Source organism: Nocardia sp. Tas62D01, from assembly GCF_055232035.1.
This window is the reverse complement of record NZ_JBUYUZ010000001.1, coordinates 8,261,834-8,278,713: the sequence shown is the minus strand read 5'-3', so window position 1 is coordinate 8,278,713 and position 16,880 is coordinate 8,261,834. Positions and strand designations below refer to the sequence as shown.

The window sequence follows — 16,880 nt, the reverse complement described above, 5'->3', positions numbered from 1 at the left end:
GTGCCCTCGATGGGATGATGTGGTCGCCGACGACTCACCCACGCACGGGAAGGAGCCCCGGACACCTGAGGGGGTATCCGGGACTCCTCCGATATCCGTTCGCGGCGCGGCCTACTGCAGACGTCGCTCCCACCACCACAGCACGACCGACAGCACGAACGACACCAGGATCAGCAGCAGGATCGTCGCCATCATGTCGGCGTACTGACCGGCCGAATATGCTTGCAGCACGACCCGGCCCAGCCCGTACTTCGTCGCGAAGAACTCCGCTAGAACGACACCGACCAGTGCGAGACTGATCGCCAGGCGCAGGCCCGTGACCGCGGGACGACGGATTGCGGGCAAGATCACAAACCACAGCAGCTGCAGGCCCGAGGCGTTCACTGACCGCGCCAGCTTCCGGTACACCTCCGGCACGTTCCGGCTGCCGGTCGCGACGTTGACCAGGACCGGGAACACCGCGAACAGCACACCCATCGCGATCTTCGAGTTGATGCTCAAGCCGAACACCGGCAGCAGCACCGGGTACAGGATGATCTTCGGCAGGCCGTTGAGCACCGTGATGAGCGGCTCGAACACGATCTGCGCCCACCGGAACAGCCCGAGGCCGAGGCCGAGCACCATCCCGGCCATCGACCCGATCACAAACGCCCACAACGCCGCGACGAACGTGTATTGCAGGTTCTTCTGGTACCCCGGGTCGCCGAGGTCGCGGCCCAGCGCCGCGACCGTGTCACCCGGGCTCGGCACGACAAAGGTCATGCCCGACACCAGCTGCCAGACGAGGACGGCGAGCACGGCCAGCCCGACCGACCCGAGCAGGGTCTTGGAGGGCGCCTTGCCCCGCCGGATCACCGCGGTGGTCATCGGCCGCTCCTTTTCGCCACGACGCGCTCGAGGATCTCCAGCATCCCGGTGAGCACCACTGCAATCACGAGGACCACCACGACGTAGGCATACATCTGCGGTGTCTCGAAGGACTCGTACAGGTACCGGATGCGATAGCCCAGCCCCGCCTGCGCTGTGGTGAACTCCATCGCGATCACACCGATCAGCGCGTAGGAGGTGCCCAGCCGCAACCCGGCGAACGTCATCGGCGCCGCTGCGGGCAGGGCAACCCGGATGAGCGTCTGCACCGGGCCGCAGCCCACCGATCGCGCCAGCTTCAGATAGACCGGCCGGATGCCGGACAGGCCCGCCCACGTGTTGACCGCCATCGGGATGCCGGCCATAACCGTGCCGATGATGATGACCGACCACACGTTGATGCCGACCATCACGATCAGCACCGGGTAGAACAGCACCAGAGGCACCGAGTAGAACGCCACGAGATAGGGCTCGAAGACCCGCCCGACGCCCGGGGCCTTCCAGAACAGCATGCCGATCAAGAGGCCACCTGTGACGCCGAACGTCACTGAGCCCACAATCTCCACGGCACTGCGGCCGAAGTCGCCCCAAAAGGTCGCGTCGCCGCGCAGTCCCAGCGCGATCGGCGCGACGTCGGAGGGTTTGGGCAGGATCGAGGCAGACCACCAGCCGAGCGACCCTCCCAGCTGGAGCACCAGCCCCAACAGGACGAGCAGCCCGACGGTTGCGGCGAAACTGAGGGTGCCGTCCCCGACCCGGCGCCGGGGCCGCCGCCGAGCAGGCGGCGATTGCGTGCCCGGCTGCACCCGGCTCTGCACCGTCATGAAGCCTGCCTGGATTCGCTCTCGAAGCCACGCATCGACTCGGCCTGCAGTGAACTCCAGATCCGGTTCTGCAGACGGTTGAAGTCCGGGGTCGAGACGATGCTGGGGCTGCGGTCCTCGGGCAGGTCGACGTCGACGACGTCGATGATGCGGCCAGGCCGGTAGGACATGACCCAGACCTGCTGGGACAGCAGGATCGCCTCCGCGATGTCGTGGGTGACGAACAGGACGGTCTGGTGCGTCTGCCGCCAGATCCGCAGTACCTCGGCGCCGAGCAGAATCCGGGTCTGCTGGTCGAGCGCGGCGAACGGCTCGTCCATCAGGACCACCGACGGGCGCAGCGCGAGCGTGCGGGCCAGCGCGACGCGCTGCCGCATGCCGCCCGAGAGCTCGGTCGGCCGGGACTTCTCGAAGCCCTTGAGGCCGACCAGCTCGATGGCAGCCGCGGCGCGCTCCATCTGCTCGGACTTGCCCACCCCCGCGACCTGCATCGCGAAGCGGACGTTGTCCAGGACCGTGCGCCACGGCAGCGTCGAATCCTCCTGGAATACCAGGCCCACGGCCCGGTCCGGTCCGTTGACCTGCCGGCCGCCGATGCTGACCGACCCGGAGGTCACCTTCTGCAGGCCCGCCACGGCCGCTAGCAGCGTCGACTTGCCGCAGCCGCTGGGACCCACGATCGACACGAAGGTGCGCTCGGGAATGTGCTGCGCGACGCCGTCGACGGCGACTAGCTCGGTGCCCGACGAGGTGGGGAAGGCGATTCGGACGTCGTTGAGATCGATGGCGGTCGGAGTAGACATGACACACTCATTTGTTCGTGCGGGCGGTGGCGGGCAGGTACTGCTGGTCCATCGCGGTGGACCAGTCGATCGGGGTCTTGATGAACCCGGTCCGCACCATAAGGTCGGACAGGTTCTTCAGGCCGGCCGGGTCCACCTTCAGCGAGTACGCCTTGGCGGGCTCGGGGGTCTGCTCGATACCGCGCTGTAGCACACCAGGATCGACCTTCAGCATCGGCGCGAGGTCCTTGGCCGCGTTTGCCGGATCGGTCGCGACGTAGTCGAACGTCTTGGCCATCGCGGCGAAGAACGCGGTGACGGCCTGCCCGTGCGAGTCGGCGAACTTGGTGTTGACAGCGACGAGGTCGGCCGGGAAGTCACCGATCTCGGTGCGGGTGTCCAGGGTCACCTGCGCACCCTCCTGCTCTTGCATCTGGTTGATAAACGGATGCATCGCCCAGCCCGCGGTGATGCGGCCTGCCTTGGCGGCGGCCCAGTTCTCGCCGGACTGGCCGACACCGATCGTCTTCAGGCCGGGATGGTTGAGCTGCAGGGCTTTCACGATCAGCTCGGTCGTCGAACCGGCCGAGGAGAAACCGAACGTCGCGCCGTCGACCGGCGCCTTCTGCGGGCCGATGAACGAGAAGTCGTTGACCTGGAACCAGGGTGCGACGATCTTGATGCCCGAGTCGGACTTGAGCGCGCCCAGCACCACGGAGGTGTTGCCCGCGATCGCGATGTCCGCGTCCCCGGTGGACACCGGGCGCAGCGTGCTTCCGCCGCCACTGCCCGAATACAGCGAGACGTCGATGCCCTGCTCCTTGAACCAGCCCTTGTTCTCCGCCATCTGGATAGTGGCCATGAACGGCAGACTGTCGGTTCCGGTCGCCGAGATCCGGATCGGCGTGAGGCCGCCTGCGCTGTCGCTGTTGTCGCTCACGCATGCGGTGAGCGACAACAGCGACAACAGCGACGCACAGAACATGAGCGTCACACGAAATCTGAAGGGGGCGGTGGTCATCGGGGCTCCTTATTAACTTGGTCGGCCATCCAGCTTCGGCACGGACCGGTTGATCGTCTCCGCGGGTGGCGCACCAGACCGCGGGAAACCGCCTGCCTCCCGGCAGGTGTGCGGCTTCGGTGAACGTGTGGATTTCGTCGGGTTGTGGCCGGTCCGATCCGAACAAATGCCACGGCACGGGCATGACTACTGCCATCCTCCGACAGTTCCACGGCCCAGCAACAGGTTTGGTGTGTGCCTGCCCGGTCCCGGAGGAGGGAGGCCCGACGCGGGGGCACACGGGTTGTCATAATCACTCTCCCTGAGATTTTGGATAATATAGCCTGTTGGTGCCACCCCGGGAAGCCCTTGCGGCGGGGCCGACATTGCAACCCTGTAAACAGTGGAGCCCTTTGATGCCAACAACCTTGATCGAAAACATCGATGTCCTGGTCACCGGCGAGCCCGGCGGACCTGTCCTGCGCGATACCACACTGGTGGTCGATGGCGACCGGATTGCCGCGATCGGCGAGGTCCCGGCACATCCCGACTTCGTCGTGGACGCCACGGGCCTGACAGTCATCCCTGGTCTGGTGGACGGGCATGTGCACCCATCCTTCGGGGAGTGGACACCTGCCCAGGACAGTCTCAATTGGATCAGCAACTACGCGCAGGGCGGGACGACCACGATGGTCTCCGCCGGGGAGCTGCACCTGCCCGGTATGCCCTTCGACGAGCTCACCGCCGAGGACGTGGTGGCGCTCGCGCGCACCTCGCGACGCACGACCGCCCGGGTGCGCCCCTCCGGCGTGCGTGTGCACGCCGGCACCGTGCTGCTGGTGCCCGGGATGCGCCAGAGCCACTTCGACCAGCTCGCCGAAGCGGGCGTGCACCAGGCAAAGTTCATCTTCTATGACTGGTCCCGCCTCGGTGACGGCGAAGCCCAGCAGTACGTCGTGTGGGCCCGCGAACGCGGGATTACCGTGAAGATCCACTCCGGTGGTGTGTCCCGGTCGGGTTCCAGCCGCATCGCCGGCCACGAGGTAGTGACAGCCGTCGGCGCCGATGTCGTCGCCCACATCTCCGGCGGTCCCATCCCCATGCCGGACGACGAGATCTGCGCGGTCATCGATGACAACCGCGACTGTGCGGTCGAGGTCTGCAGCTCCATGAACCACCGCGCGACCATCGTCACCACCGACCATCTCAAGGCCGTCGGCGCTCTCGACCGGCTGACTCTCGGCACCGACACCCCGGGCGGCACCGGCGTCATCCCCCGCGGGATGCTGCGCAACGTCGCCTACCTGGCCAGCGTGTGCGGCATTGACCCGGCCGATGCGGTGGCCTGCGGGACCGGCGTGACGGCCGCGCGGCACGGACTGGACGTGGGTGTACTGGCCCCCGGGCGGCCCGCCGACTTCATACTGCTGGGCCCGATCCGCGGGTCGCGCGCCCGCGACGGCCTGGAATCGTTCACACTCGGCGATCTGCCCGGCGTGTCCGCCGTGTTCATTGACGGGCGCCCGCTGTTCCTTGGCCGCAGTTCGCAAACCCCACCGCCACACACGCCGGCCCGGCTGACCCACGGCAACCTGGCCGATCTGCTTCGCTGACCCGGGCGCCGCTCGCCGGCCCGCGGGGGGTGCTCCCAAACCTGCGATGCGGTGGCACCCCTGCTCGTCGTTGTCGTCGGGTCCACCGCTACCGGCCATCGATGTGGAGTTGGGCGGCCAGCAATTGGGCCAGGTGATCGCCGCGACGGTCGGTCAGGTCCGCCAGCTGAGTACGGCAGGAATACCCGTCCGCGAGGATCGTGGTGTCGCCGTCGGCCGCGGCGACGGCCGGGAGCAGTTGCTGCTCGGCGACCGCCACCGACACCTCGTAATGCCCCTTTTCGACGCCGAAGTTGCCGGCCAGGCCGCAGCACCCGCCCAACCGCTGTACGCGGGCACCGGCCTTGGCGAGCAGTTGCGCATCGGGGCTCCAGCCCATGACCGAGTGGTGGTGGCAGTGCGGTTGTGCGACAACTGTTTTCCCTTCGAGCGACGGCGGTTCCCACCCTCGCTCGGTCAGCAACTCCGCCAGGGTTCGGGTGTTCTCCGCGACCAGCGTGGCCGTCGCGGACCCGAGTAGTTCGGCGGCGTCGGCGCGCAGCACCCCCACGCAGGAGGGCTCCATCCCGACTATCGGGACACCTGCGGTGACGTGTTCGGACAACGCGGCGACGGTGCGGCCGAGGATCTTCTTCGCCGCGGTGAGCTGGCCGGTCGAGATCCAGGTCAATCCACAACACTGCTGCTCGGCGGTCAACTGCGCTCGATATCCGGCGTCCTCGAGCACCTTGACGGTGGCTTGCCCTACCTCCGGAGTGAAATAGTTGGTGAACGTGTCGACGAACAGCAGCACCGGATTACCCGAGACTGCGCGGTCATTGCGGGTTGCGTGGAACCACGACCGGAATGTCTGCTTCGCGAACGGTGGGATAGTGCGCCGCTTGTCGATCCCGGCCGACGATAGAGCGAGCGGGCCGATGCCGGGAATCCGCATGGTCGCGTTCACCACGGCTGGCGCACGGCTGGCCAGTCTCGCCCACCGCGGCAACCATCCGAGCGAGTAATGCGACGCGGGGCGGATCCGGCCGCGGTAAGTCTGGTGGAGCACTTCGGATTTGAATGCCGCCATGTCGACGCCGGTCGGGCAATCCGACGAACATCCCTTGCACGACAAACACAGATCGAGGGCCTCGTGCACTTCCGGGGACCGCCAACCACCCGTGACATCGGTGCCGTTGATCATTTCCTGCAGCACCCGGGCGCGCCCGCGGGTCGAGTCCTTCTCTTCCCGGGTGGCCTGATAAGACGGGCACATCACCTCACCGGTCGCGGTGTTGTCTGCCCGGCACTTCCCCACGCCGGTACAGCGGTGCACTGCCTGTGTGAAGTCGCCGCCGTCGTGGTGATACGCCAGAGCAAGGTTACGGCGCAGCATCGCAGCGGCGGGAATGCGCAGGTCCGCGTCCACCGGGCGGGGGTCTACCAGTACACCGGGGTTGAGGATGTTGTCCGGGTCGAAGGTGTGCTTCACCGCGGCGAACAGGTCCATCGCATCGGCTGAGTACATCAGCGGCAACAGCTCGCTGCGGGCACGTCCGTCCCCGTGCTCACCGGACAAGGAGCCGCCATATCCGGCGACGAGCTTGCTCGCCGCGATCAGGAAGCTACGGAAAACTCCCACACCGCCTGGCTTGTCGAGCGGTAGGTCGATCCGGACATGCATGCACCCGTCACCGAAGTGTCCGTACGGCAGTCCGGTCACACCGTAGTCGGCCATCAGCGCGTCGAAGTCGCGTAGATAATTTCCCAGCATGGCCGGGGGCACGGCAGCGTCTTCCCAGCCCGCGTGCGCTGGCAGCCCAGCCGGACTGCGCCCCGCCAGGCCGGCGCCGTCCGCGCGGATCCGCCACAGCTGCGCGGCGCGCGCGACGTCGTTGACCACGAGACTGTCCATGGCGGCGCACTCTCTGCCGACCTGCTCAGCCTTTGCGATCGTCGCGCCCAGGTCATCGCCGACGACCTCGACGAACAACCACGCCTCCCCACCCGGCAATGGCGGCACTGCGTCCGGGCCGCGTCGCTCACGCACGACCGCCACGATCCGTGAGTCGATGCCCTCGCACGCCGTGGGCTCGAAAGTCAACACCTGAGGGGCCGCGTCCCCGGCGGCCGCGATGTCGGGATATCCGAGTACCACCAGCACCCGATGCGCGGGTTCGGAAACCAACCGGACCGTGGCCTCGGTCACGACCGCGAGGGTACCTTCGCTGCCGACCAGCATCCGCGCGACGTCGAAGCGGTTCTCCGGCAGCAGATGCTCGAGCGCGTACCCGGACACTTGGCGGCCGAACTGGCCGAGTTCGGTGCGGATCGTCCCTAGTCCGCCGCGAATGATTTCCCGCAAATCCGACAGCACCGGTGCGTTGACAGTCGCAGGGCCCAACCCGTCCCGCATCGCTCCCAGTCGCAGTGACTCCTCGGTGCCGGTCAGCACGTGCACACCCAGCACATTGTCAGAGGTCCGTCCGTAGCCCAGGGTGCGGGAGCCGCAGGCATTGTTGCCGATCATCCCCCCGACCGTGCAGCGGGTGAACGTCGACGGGTCCGGACCGAATCTCAGCCCGTGCGCGGCGGCGGCTTGCTGCAGAACAACCTGAACCGTCCCCGACTCCACCTTTGCTGTCCGCGTCTCGGGATCGACCGAGAGCACCCGGTTCATGTGTCGGCTGAAGTCGAGGATCACGCCGGTTCCCACCGCATTTCCCGCCACCGAGGTGCCGCCACCGCGCGAGGTCAGCGGCACCCGTTCGCGGCGGCACAGCGCCAGCACCGCCGCGATCTCCTCAGCATGGCGGGGACGGGCCACGACCAGTGGCCGCACCCGGTACAGAGAGGCATCGGACGAATAGGCCGCGCGGGTGGTGTCATCGCAGAGAACATCACGCACCCCCGAGCGGCGCAGCTCAGCGGCCAGAGATTCGGCAGGGATCATTCGTAGCATGCTACCGGTTCCTAGCATGCTACGGATGGGGGTAACTTGTTACAGTGAGGACCGTGGCAGATGAAGTGCTCGACCTCGAACCGCTCGCCTCGTCGCCAGGGCGGCGCATGGAACAGGCGATCGCTGCCATTCGTACCGCGATCGACCAGGGTCGCATGAAGCCCGGAGTGAAGTACTCCGCCTACCAACTCGCGGAGGCGCTCGGCATCTCCCGCACCCCGGTACGCGACGCGCTGCTCCGACTCGAAGAAGTCGGGCTCATCAAGTTCGAGGCCAGACAGGGCTTCCGGGTCCTGCTCCCCGAGCCCAAGGAGATCGCCGAGATCTTCGCGATCCGCCTCGCACTCGAACTGCCCGCTGTGCGCAGGGCAGCCGCCACCGCGAACCCGACGCTGGGACAAGCCCTTCTCGAACAGCGCCGCCTGATGCAAACCGCTGCGACCCACGGCAACGAGAACCTATTCGCCCAACACGATCTGCTGCTACACGATCTCATCCTCGACGCGGCCGGCAACACCCGGTCCCGCGCGATCGTCAAATCCGTACGCGAGGCCACCCGTCTGCTGGGCGCATCCACGGCGGACCAAACCAGAACACTCAACGACATCGACGACGAACACACACCGATCATCGATGCCATCGTTGCCGGCGACCCCCTTGCCGCCGAGGCAGCAATGCGCGCCCACCTGGTCAGCACCGGCAAACTCCTTGTTACACAAGCAATTCGCGGTTACGACACCGACTTGTGCGCCGAAGAAATCTGGGCCGCCGCCGTCTAATGAGCGCCTGATCCACCGACGGACCCAGCCTCCAGATCGTCGACGGGAAAGGCAACAGAACTACAGTGGCGTTGACCAGCGGAATCGCCAGTTCGCCCTCTGTATCTCCGCTTCGTTGGCAGTTCCGCGGTACTTCACCCAGGGACGTCCGCTACGGCTACCGGCAGCCCCGACACACGAGGCATGGACGATCCTCGGACCGCGCTGCAAGGCCGTGTATGAGCAAATCGCCGAGCACGGACTGACAGTTCCCCTCGATGTAATCGCAGCTGCTGGGGTGTACAGCAGCCGCGGATACGAGGCCATCGCGAAATTGGCGGCAGCCGGTCTGATCAACCGATCACATCAACATGTTGAGCTCGGGCCGATCAGCCTCGACGACTTCGCCGCCAATCCCAGACTTGGGAAGGACCCTGAAAGACCAGTTCATGAAGCATGGAGGATCCTCGGCCGAAGCTGTCGTGTGGTGTAGGAGCAGATAGCTGAACATGGCCTCACGACTCCGGTTGACGTCTTCGCGGCCGCCGGCGTCGGCAGTACGGCGGGCTACACGGCGCTAACCAAATTAGGAGCTGCCGGCTTGGTGCGCCGCGGATGGAGAAGTGTTGAGCCCGGACCAGCCAGCCTCGACGAGTTTGTGGCCAACTCCCCGTGGGCGTAAATGGTCGGTGAACAGGGATCGCGGTGGCCCTAGGGGAATCGAACCCCGAACCCCTGCCTCACGAGACCAGGGATTAGCCAGGTGAACCGGGCCCTCTACCTGCAGTAACAGCCATCTCAAGCGATTTCGCTGTGTTTGGCGAACAAAACCGTACCTTCCTGCTACTGACGCCGTCAACAAAACGCGCCTGTACTGACGGCGTCAGTACCCAATAGCGCCCCTCGACGGACCTTCTCAGCCCCGCCCGCACGGTGTCGATCGAACCGGCCATCCACAACCTCGACGCGCGGCGCGGCGCGCCATCCGATCGGCACCCCCGTGCACCGCGCCGCGATGCCACGGATCGGCTGACCGAAGTTGCCCATCTCGACGTCGCGCGGCCATCGCATCCATACCCGCAGTATCCAATAGAGAGGAAGCCCGATGAGGCATCGCATCGTTTCGACGAGACGCGCTGGTCACCGTACCCCTCGACATCTGACCGCGCGCCGTGTTCCATTAAGGGAGCTTTCGCCGCAGTACCGGACATCAGCCGAGACGCTTGTGCGCGGCAGACGTCACCGCGGCGCGACCACGTCGGGAGGGGACGTAGGCATGGACCTCGATATATCCTGCCCCACTTGCGGGCTCATAGATTGTGTCCAAAGCGTGCCCGCGATCCGCGCGACGGGGGTCCATACGACGACCGGCATCGACTACTACACCGGCGTAGGCATCGCATCCAGCGGCATCGTCCCTGTGGTCGGCTCAGCGACGATCGAACGTGTCCACACCTCGAACCTTGCCCGAGCGCTTCCTTTGTCACCGCCGCAACGCACGTCAGGGCGATTGGTCGCGCTGGGCTTGCTGATGTCGATCCCCTTCTTTGGCGCCATAATTCCGGCCATCATTTCGGTGAATGAGCGGCCACCAGGGGCCAGCGAGCCGACAGTGTGGGCAACATCGGTTGCCATCGCGGTGGCGGTGGGGGTCCTCCTGATCTTCGCAACGCCGTCAGCGATCGCGTTCGGCACCGCGATCCGACGTACAAGGCGAAACAACCGGATCGCACGTGGGCGACCGGCAGCAGCCGCCGTCTGGAGCGCGGGCCAGTGCTGCCATCGGTGCGGTCTGTGCTTCTGGCCCTACCAGCCCGCCCCGAATGTGCCTGTCCGGCAGGCGATGCCTCCACATCAGTTCACCTGGATTGTGTGGAACGCTGGAGATTACGCCAACATCTGACAGCTGAGGGTGTAGGGCGACCCGCAGAAGAGCCGGACGAACCGGCGGGTCCTGGATCCGGGGAGCTGTCGATTCACCTCGTGACGATCACGCGGTCAGCGACGACGATGCCCGGCTATGCAACCTGTGCGCCGAGAACCCCGCGGGTCCAGGTGGGATGCTCTGCCCAGATTGCACAGCTCGGCTGGAGGAACGCAACAAGAATCCGTACTCGTGACTCGTGGACGGACGACAAACCCGCTGAGTAGGGCACGAGGCTGGTCCACATCCCACGGCAAATCCGGCCCTACGCGATCGAACACAGGATCATGCCGAGCCGGGCAGCGCCTCTATGTCGTTGGGGCGATGCCGTCATTCGGGGAGCCTGCTAGCGGACACGTAATAATCCGGTTGGGCGGACATTTGGCTCCGGGTCGGCGGACATGATTTCTCCGGGTGGGCGGACATCCGAGGTCTGCGGGACACGCCTGAGCAAATGCGAAACGGGATCCCTTCGAGCGAGTTGAGTTTTGGTTGCTGAGCCAAACCAACTGACGCGTCGAAGGGATCCCGTTGACCAAGTCTGACAGGGAGATCATGGAGATTCTGGAAGCGTTCGACTTAACACGCTGCGCGCATTCGGCCGCGGAGCTGGCGGGTGTGGACGAGAAGACGGTGGCCCGGTATGTCGCGGTCCGCGACTCGGGCCACGACCCGCTGGCAAAGCTGCGGCGACCGCGGGCGATAGACCCGTTCATGGGAAAGATCGAGGAATGGGTGGACAAGTCCGGGGGCCGGGTGCGTGCGGATGTGGTGCATCAGCGGCTGACGGCGATGGGGTTCACCGGCACCGACCGCAGCACGCGGCGCGCGGTCGCAAGGGCGAAAGCGGCGTTCAAGACCGGGCACCGCAGAAAATACCGGCCGTGGCTGCCGGAGCCGGGGATGTGGTTGCAGTTCGACTGGGGTGAGGGCCCGCGGGTGGCGGGTCGGCGCACGCAGTTGTTCTGCGCGTGGCTGGCGTGGTCACGATTCCGGGTGGTGATCCCGTCGTGGGATCAAACCCTGGGTTCGTTGGTGCTAGGTGTGGACGTGACGTTGCGCCGGATCGGTGGTGCGCCAACGTATTTGCTGACCGACAACCCGAGAACCGTGACGGTGGACCGGATCGCGGGGATTCCGGTGCGGCATCCCGAAATCATTGCTGCCGGAAGACATTACGGCTGCAAGGTAGAGACGTGTGAGCCGTTCGACCCGGAATCCAAGGGCGGGGCGGAACACACGGTGAAGATCGCCAAGGCCGATCTGGTGCCGACCACGGCGAACCTGTTGGCGGAGTATGCGACGTTCACCGATCTGGCCGACGCGTGCTGGGCGTGGTGCGAGCGGATCAACGCCCGCCCGCACCGCGAGACCGGCGTGGCGCCGGTGATCCGGCTGGGGATCGAACGTGAGCATCTGCATGTGCTGCCCGCCGAGCCGCATGCGATGGCGCTCGGTGAGGAACGCCTGGTCACCGACGATCAAACGATCCGATGGGGGTCGGTGCGGTATTCGACCCCGGACGGGCACCAAGGCAGGAAAGTCTGGTGCCGGGTTGCCGGTGAGGAGTTGGTGATCACCGGGCCGACCCCGGCCGGGTTGGCTGAGATCGCGCGGCACCGGCTCTCGACGCCAGGGAACCCGCGCATCCTCGATGAGCACTATCCGCACCACGTCGGCGGTGATCTGCCGCGGGTGCGGAAACTACGGCCCCGCACCGTCGAGGAGATCGCGTTCCTCGAACTCGGCGAGGGCGCGCACCGCTGGCTGGTCGAGGCTTCAGCCTCCGGGGTGTCGAGGATCCGCGCGAAAATGACCCGCGCCCTCGAGTTGGCCGCCCTCACTAGCTCAGAGGCGGTCGAGGAAGCACTCGGGGTAGCTGCGGTCGCGGGCCGCTTCGACGACGGCGACCTGGCCGCGATCCTCGATCACCTCGCGAAGTTCTCTCGCCTCACCGACGAGACGCGCGCCGACGAGACGCACTCGGCGCAGCCGGGCACCAGTAACTGGGAAAGGTTCGGCGCATGAGCCACCCGAGGCCACCGGCGCTGCCGGAAGAGCTGGACAAGATCTGCCGCCGGATGCGCCTGCCCTATCTGCGCAAGGCCGCACCCGACGTGCTCGCCACCGCCCGCGCCCAACGCTGGGACCCCGCCGAAGTGCTGCGGGTGCTACTCGCCGAAGAGGTCACCGGCCGCGACTCGGCGACCCGGCGGATGCGACGCAAGACGGCGAATTTCCCAACTGGCAAGACATTTTCGTCCTGGCGGCCGGAGGAGTCCACTATCACCGAGGCCACTCAGAACGCGCTTGCTACCCTGGAATGGGTTGGGCGACAAGAGAATTTAGCTGTCGCTGGACCATCGGGTACTGGAAAGAGTCACTTCGTCGAAGCGCTCGCGCATTCGGCGATCGAGAACGATCTGAGGGTGTCGTGGTTCACCCTCGAGTCGCTGACCGCCACGATCGGCAAAGCCAAGGTCGACGGGTCGATCGCTCGCGCGGTCGCCCGCATCTGCAGCTGTGATCTGATCGTGGTCGATGACATCGGCATGCTGCCGGTCGGCGCCGACGCCGCCGAAGCGTTCTACCGGGTGATCGATGCAGCATACGAGCGGCGGTCTATCGCGGTAACAAGCAATATTCATCCGTCCGGTTTCGACACCATCATGCCCAAGACCCTGGCCACAGCCACTGTCGATAACCGGAGTAGGTGCGGGTTCCTTCAACCGGATTTCGCTGGTGTCAACGCATCTCAGCAGCTCTCGGCCCGTTCGATGGCCTGATCAGACATATCCGGCAATCTGCGAGTTATTACAGGAATCCTGGAGCAGCTGCTGTAATCTGCGACACCATGCCGGATTCCGGGACACGCCCACTGTCGCTCGTTCCGGCGGCCACGCCCGATGGCGATGAAACGTCTGTGGAACCGATCCTCGAGCCGGGGCTAGCAGATGTTGTCACGCTCCAGCGGCGCAAGGCCGCCGAGGTTACTGCCGACGACGAGCAGAGTTTCTTCCTGGATACAGTCGCTGAGTATCAATGGGCCAGGGACACAGCGGGTTTGGCTGCTGCCACGCTGGATGGGCTGACCAAGCCGATCATCGAGATCTGCCAGTACTACGGTTTGGTGCCGTGGCAACTGACCCCACGCCAAGTCGACAAGTACTTCGCGGGTGTCGGCAAGCGGGCACGCTCGACGGTGCGCCGCAAGATGACCCTGATCGACAGCTACTTCGCCTTCCTCGAGCAGCGGTATGCCGGTGAGATCGCCCGCAACTACGGCGTCGGCGTGGAGTCGCCGATCGACCCGTTCAACCGGCCGACCCATCGCGGCGACTTCGGGCTGCGGATACCGCCGTCCCAGCGGGCGACACGCGAATTCTTCGGCCGCTGGCGGGAATCGCTGCCGCAGTCGCGCAAGCCGGCGATCGCCCGCCGCGACTACGTCATGGGCAAGCTCACCTACATCTCCGGCGTTCGCGCCGCCGAGCTGTGCTCGGTGAGGATCGGCGACGTTCACTGGGAGTCCGGTCAATGGGGCCGATTCCTGGTGCACGGCAAGGGAGCTCGCGGATCCGGGCCTCGCCAACGCGAGGCTTATCTGTTCGAGGAAGGCCGGGCGCTGTTGTGGTGGTATATCGAGGAAGTCCGCGCCGAATTCTGCGACGACCCAGACGATTCCGAAGCCCCACTGTTCCCGTCCGAGCGGATCCCGCAGGCCGTCGCCGCGTTGAATCTGGCCACCCCCGGCATCGCGGTCACCCCGTCGACGTTCCGGCGGGCACTGAAAGCCGTCGGCCGCCGGTTTCTCACCGGCCCAGTGACCGAGCTGCATCCACATCTACTCCGACATGCCTGCGCAACCCACAACTACGAGCGGGGAATGTCGCTCTGGGAAGTACAGAAATTATTGGGACACGATCGCCCGACCACCACTGTTTCCTACCTGGCCACCGCACACGCCGACCCGGAAACCGCGAGCCTGGCAGCAGCCGGGAGAGCGGTGCAACGACTCGTCATGGACAAAGGAACCCTGCGATGAAATGGAACCTGCGCTGGGCCGCGGCCAAACGCGACATCTGGCGGCCCAGCGAGCTGATGACCGTATTCGCCGAGGTCGGCTTCACGCCATCGCTGAGCAAAGTCGCCGCCCTCTGGAGCAACAAACCCACCACGGTCAGGCTCGATGACCTGGACAAGATATGCGCCGCACTGCAGTGCACGGTCGCCGATCTCCTGGAAGCCGAGCCCCTCACGACCGCCAATGAGCAAGAGCGGCAAACCAATCGGGCCGTCGGTGGGACGGATGAACCCGTGCGACCGACCGCCCGCCGCGGCGGGACCAAACGATCGATGCCGCCGAACTGACCCGTGACAGCGACACCGAGGAACTGGCCGATCGGGCAGTGCCCGGTCTGCCTGGGCTGGGGCGAGAGACGGCAATACACCACCTGCGCCCCCTGCGGGAAATGGCGCCGCGCCTTCCCAGAATGCAAGCCGTGCTTGCGATGTCGGCATCGCAACCATGTCAGCGACGAGGGACTCTGCCGCTCGTGCTTGCAAGTCCTGCGTGTCGACGATCCCGGATGGCTGCTCGATCCCGTGCCCGGCCGCCCGACGCAACTCACGCTGATCCTGCCGGAACTGCGCTCGTTTCGGGCCACCCCGATCGTTCTGCCCGCGAAGTGGAAAAACCCAAGTGCCGCAACGGGAAAACCCTTCCCCGACCTGGTGCCGACCCCGCAGCAACGACGGCGGCTGACCCCACGGCCTCCCGCGCCATCGATATCACCTCACCTGCTCGACCCCACGCAGATCATGCTGTTCGACGCCCGTCGAGACTGGAGTCGCTTCACCGTCGGTTCCCCCAATGCCCTGCCTGAGCTGACACCGGCAGCCACAGCCCTGCTCGAGGAGTTCCAGCAGCACGCACGAAACCACGGGTGGGGTCCGATGCCCCGCAACGCCGGGGCGATGACCTTGCGGGTCCTGCTGGGCTGGCTCGGCGCAGCCGCCCCCATCCCCGAAGCCGACATCCGTGCGGTCGCCGACCACCGCCCCAATTCCGCCATCCGACGCGTCCTGCAGTTCCTCGACGCTCACGGCATGGTCATCGCCGACCCCGCCCGCCAAGGCGACACCATCGAACGGGCCATCCAGCAGCGCATCGACACCCTTCCCGATGCCCTCGCCGATGAAATCGGTTGCTGGATAAGTGTTCTGCGTGGCGAAGGACGCCGACCACACCCACAATTCCCCTTCGCCACGATCCGCTCCTACCTGAACTGCCTGCGGCCGACGCTGGCCATCTGGACCGAGTCCGTCACCAGCCTGCGTGAGATCACCGGTCCCGACATCCAATCCGCCCTCGACCGGCAACCACCCGTCACAGCCCGCAACCTGCTCTCGGCCCTGCACAGCCTGTTCCGCGCCCTCAAACAAGAACGACGCATCTTCCGCGATCCCACCCGCGGGATCACCCTGACCGCGATGCGTCGCCTGCCCGTCCCGATTCCCACCGACCGCCTGCACGGTCTCATCGACCGCACCGAAGGGCAGATGGCCAAACTCGTCGTCGCCCTCATCGCCATCCACGGCCTGGGCAAACAAGAAACCACCCACCTGCAACTGAACGATCTCGACCTATCCGCCGGACGGCTGCTGGTTCGACGACAAACCCGACACCACACCGTCTACCTCGACGAACTCACCCACACCCTCGCGCTCGACTGGCTACACCAGCGGCGGCGCCTCTGGAGCCGAACCTCCAACCCCCACCTGCTGGTCAGCCAGGTGACCGCAGCCGATGCCACGCTCCCACCCGTCTCCCACCGGGTCATCGACATCATCTTCGAGCGGCTCGGTCTCACCCCATCCCAACTCCGCCGCGACCGCATCCTCGACGAAGCCGCACACACCGCCGACCCCGTCCACCTCATGCGCGTCTTCGGCATAACCGCCAAGACCGCCATCACCTACGTCCAAGCAGCCCACCCCGAACGCCGCTCCACCACACCCCGGTAACAACCCGCCGACGACCGCCCACATCCGCGAACCCGACCCGCTTCGACCACACACCACCCGACCACGCACGGGTTCATCGCATACCACCACCGAGAATCGGCGAACCCGCGCGCTTTCGCCTGCTCCACCACGCGCATCTCGTGC

Annotated in this window: 13 protein-coding genes; 8 read left to right on the top strand and 5 right to left on the bottom strand. The window is 66.0% G+C overall.

Annotation, left to right across the window (positions count from 1 at the left end; genetic code table 11):
• Positions 1-111: 111 nt before the first annotated feature.
• Genes ACV7NQ_RS39905 through ACV7NQ_RS39890 form a run of 4 tightly spaced genes read right to left on the bottom strand, consistent with a single transcriptional unit; the run spans position 112 to position 3,494 of the window.
• A complete protein-coding gene (locus tag ACV7NQ_RS39905; RefSeq protein WP_463364241.1) occupies positions 112-867 on the bottom strand; it encodes an ABC transporter permease in 756 nt (251 codons plus the stop codon).
• Entirely contained in the window at positions 864-1,691 is an 828-nt protein-coding gene (locus ACV7NQ_RS39900) for an ABC transporter permease (protein WP_463364240.1), read from the bottom strand. Before ACV7NQ_RS39900 ends, ACV7NQ_RS39905 begins: the two co-directional genes overlap by 4 nt.
• Positions 1,688-2,494, bottom strand: a complete 807-nt coding sequence (locus tag ACV7NQ_RS39895) for an ABC transporter ATP-binding protein (RefSeq protein WP_463364239.1) — start codon at positions 2,492-2,494, stop codon at positions 1,688-1,690. The genes ACV7NQ_RS39900 and ACV7NQ_RS39895 overlap by 4 nt, the downstream gene beginning before the upstream one ends.
• Positions 2,495-2,501: 7 nt before the next feature.
• Positions 2,502-3,494: an ABC transporter substrate-binding protein gene (locus ACV7NQ_RS39890; RefSeq protein WP_463364238.1), complete on the bottom strand. Its 993-nt coding sequence runs from the start codon at positions 3,492-3,494 to the stop codon at positions 2,502-2,504.
• 395 nt (positions 3,495-3,889) lie between these two features.
• Between ACV7NQ_RS39890 and ACV7NQ_RS39885 the strand changes: the two genes are divergently transcribed.
• Entirely contained in the window at positions 3,890-5,086 is a 1,197-nt protein-coding gene (locus ACV7NQ_RS39885) for an amidohydrolase family protein (RefSeq protein ID WP_463364237.1), read from the top strand.
• Positions 5,087-5,174: 88 nt separating this feature from the next.
• Here the strand turns inward: ACV7NQ_RS39885 and ACV7NQ_RS39880 are convergent, their stop codons facing one another.
• A complete protein-coding gene (locus ACV7NQ_RS39880; RefSeq protein ID WP_463364236.1) occupies positions 5,175-8,027 on the bottom strand; it encodes an FAD-binding and (Fe-S)-binding domain-containing protein in 2,853 nt (950 codons plus the stop codon).
• Positions 8,028-8,080: 53 nt separating this feature from the next.
• Here ACV7NQ_RS39880 and ACV7NQ_RS39875 point away from each other — a divergent pair, with 53 nt between their 5' ends.
• From ACV7NQ_RS39875 to ACV7NQ_RS39845, 7 genes are all read left to right on the top strand, one after another.
• Positions 8,081-8,806, top strand: coding sequence for a GntR family transcriptional regulator (locus ACV7NQ_RS39875; RefSeq protein WP_463364235.1), 726 nt, complete (start codon positions 8,081-8,083; stop codon positions 8,804-8,806).
• A 1,309-nt stretch (positions 8,807-10,115) separates the two neighbouring features.
• Positions 10,116-10,688 carry a hypothetical protein gene (locus ACV7NQ_RS39870; protein ID WP_463364234.1) on the top strand — a complete coding sequence of 191 codons (573 nt, stop codon included), beginning with the start codon at positions 10,116-10,118 and terminating at the stop codon, positions 10,686-10,688.
• Between the two features lie 576 nt (positions 10,689-11,264).
• The gene (gene istA / locus ACV7NQ_RS39865; protein ID WP_463365817.1) at positions 11,265-12,737 is read left to right on the top strand and encodes an IS21 family transposase; all 1,473 of its coding nucleotides are present in this window, start codon (positions 11,265-11,267) and stop codon (positions 12,735-12,737) included.
• Positions 12,734-13,495, top strand: a complete 762-nt coding sequence (locus ACV7NQ_RS39860) for an ATP-binding protein (RefSeq protein ID WP_463361311.1) — start codon at positions 12,734-12,736, stop codon at positions 13,493-13,495. The genes istA and ACV7NQ_RS39860 overlap by 4 nt, the downstream gene beginning before the upstream one ends.
• 137 nt (positions 13,496-13,632) lie before the next feature.
• Positions 13,633-14,754 carry a tyrosine-type recombinase/integrase gene (locus tag ACV7NQ_RS39855; RefSeq protein WP_463358548.1) on the top strand — a complete coding sequence of 374 codons (1,122 nt, stop codon included), beginning with the start codon at positions 13,633-13,635 and terminating at the stop codon, positions 14,752-14,754.
• Entirely contained in the window at positions 14,751-15,080 is a 330-nt protein-coding gene (locus ACV7NQ_RS39850) for a helix-turn-helix domain-containing protein (RefSeq protein WP_463358547.1), read from the top strand. The genes ACV7NQ_RS39855 and ACV7NQ_RS39850 overlap by 4 nt, the downstream gene beginning before the upstream one ends.
• A 189-nt stretch (positions 15,081-15,269) precedes the next feature.
• Positions 15,270-16,736 (top strand): hypothetical protein, encoded by a 1,467-nt coding sequence (locus ACV7NQ_RS39845; RefSeq protein ID WP_463358546.1) that lies wholly within the window; start codon positions 15,270-15,272, stop codon positions 16,734-16,736.
• Positions 16,737-16,880: the final 144 nt, after the last annotated feature.

Coding starts and splice junctions, on each gene's coding strand:
- ACV7NQ_RS39895 (WP_463364239.1), bottom strand. CDS start 2,494: ATGTCTACTCCGACCGCCATCGATCTCAACGACGTCCGAATCGCCTTC.
- ACV7NQ_RS39880 (WP_463364236.1), bottom strand. CDS start 8,027: ATGCTACGAATGATCCCTGCCGAATCTCTGGCCGCTGAGCTGCGCCGC.
- ACV7NQ_RS39850 (WP_463358547.1), top strand. CDS start 14,751: ATGAAATGGAACCTGCGCTGGGCCGCGGCCAAACGCGACATCTGGCGG.
- ACV7NQ_RS39860 (WP_463361311.1), top strand. CDS start 12,734: ATGAGCCACCCGAGGCCACCGGCGCTGCCGGAAGAGCTGGACAAGATC.
- ACV7NQ_RS39900 (WP_463364240.1), bottom strand. CDS start 1,691: ATGACGGTGCAGAGCCGGGTGCAGCCGGGCACGCAATCGCCGCCTGCT.
- istA (WP_463365817.1), top strand. CDS start 11,265: ATGGAGATTCTGGAAGCGTTCGACTTAACACGCTGCGCGCATTCGGCC.
- ACV7NQ_RS39885 (WP_463364237.1), top strand. CDS start 3,890: ATGCCAACAACCTTGATCGAAAACATCGATGTCCTGGTCACCGGCGAG.
- ACV7NQ_RS39905 (WP_463364241.1), bottom strand. CDS start 867: ATGACCACCGCGGTGATCCGGCGGGGCAAGGCGCCCTCCAAGACCCTG.
- ACV7NQ_RS39890 (WP_463364238.1), bottom strand. CDS start 3,494: ATGACCACCGCCCCCTTCAGATTTCGTGTGACGCTCATGTTCTGTGCG.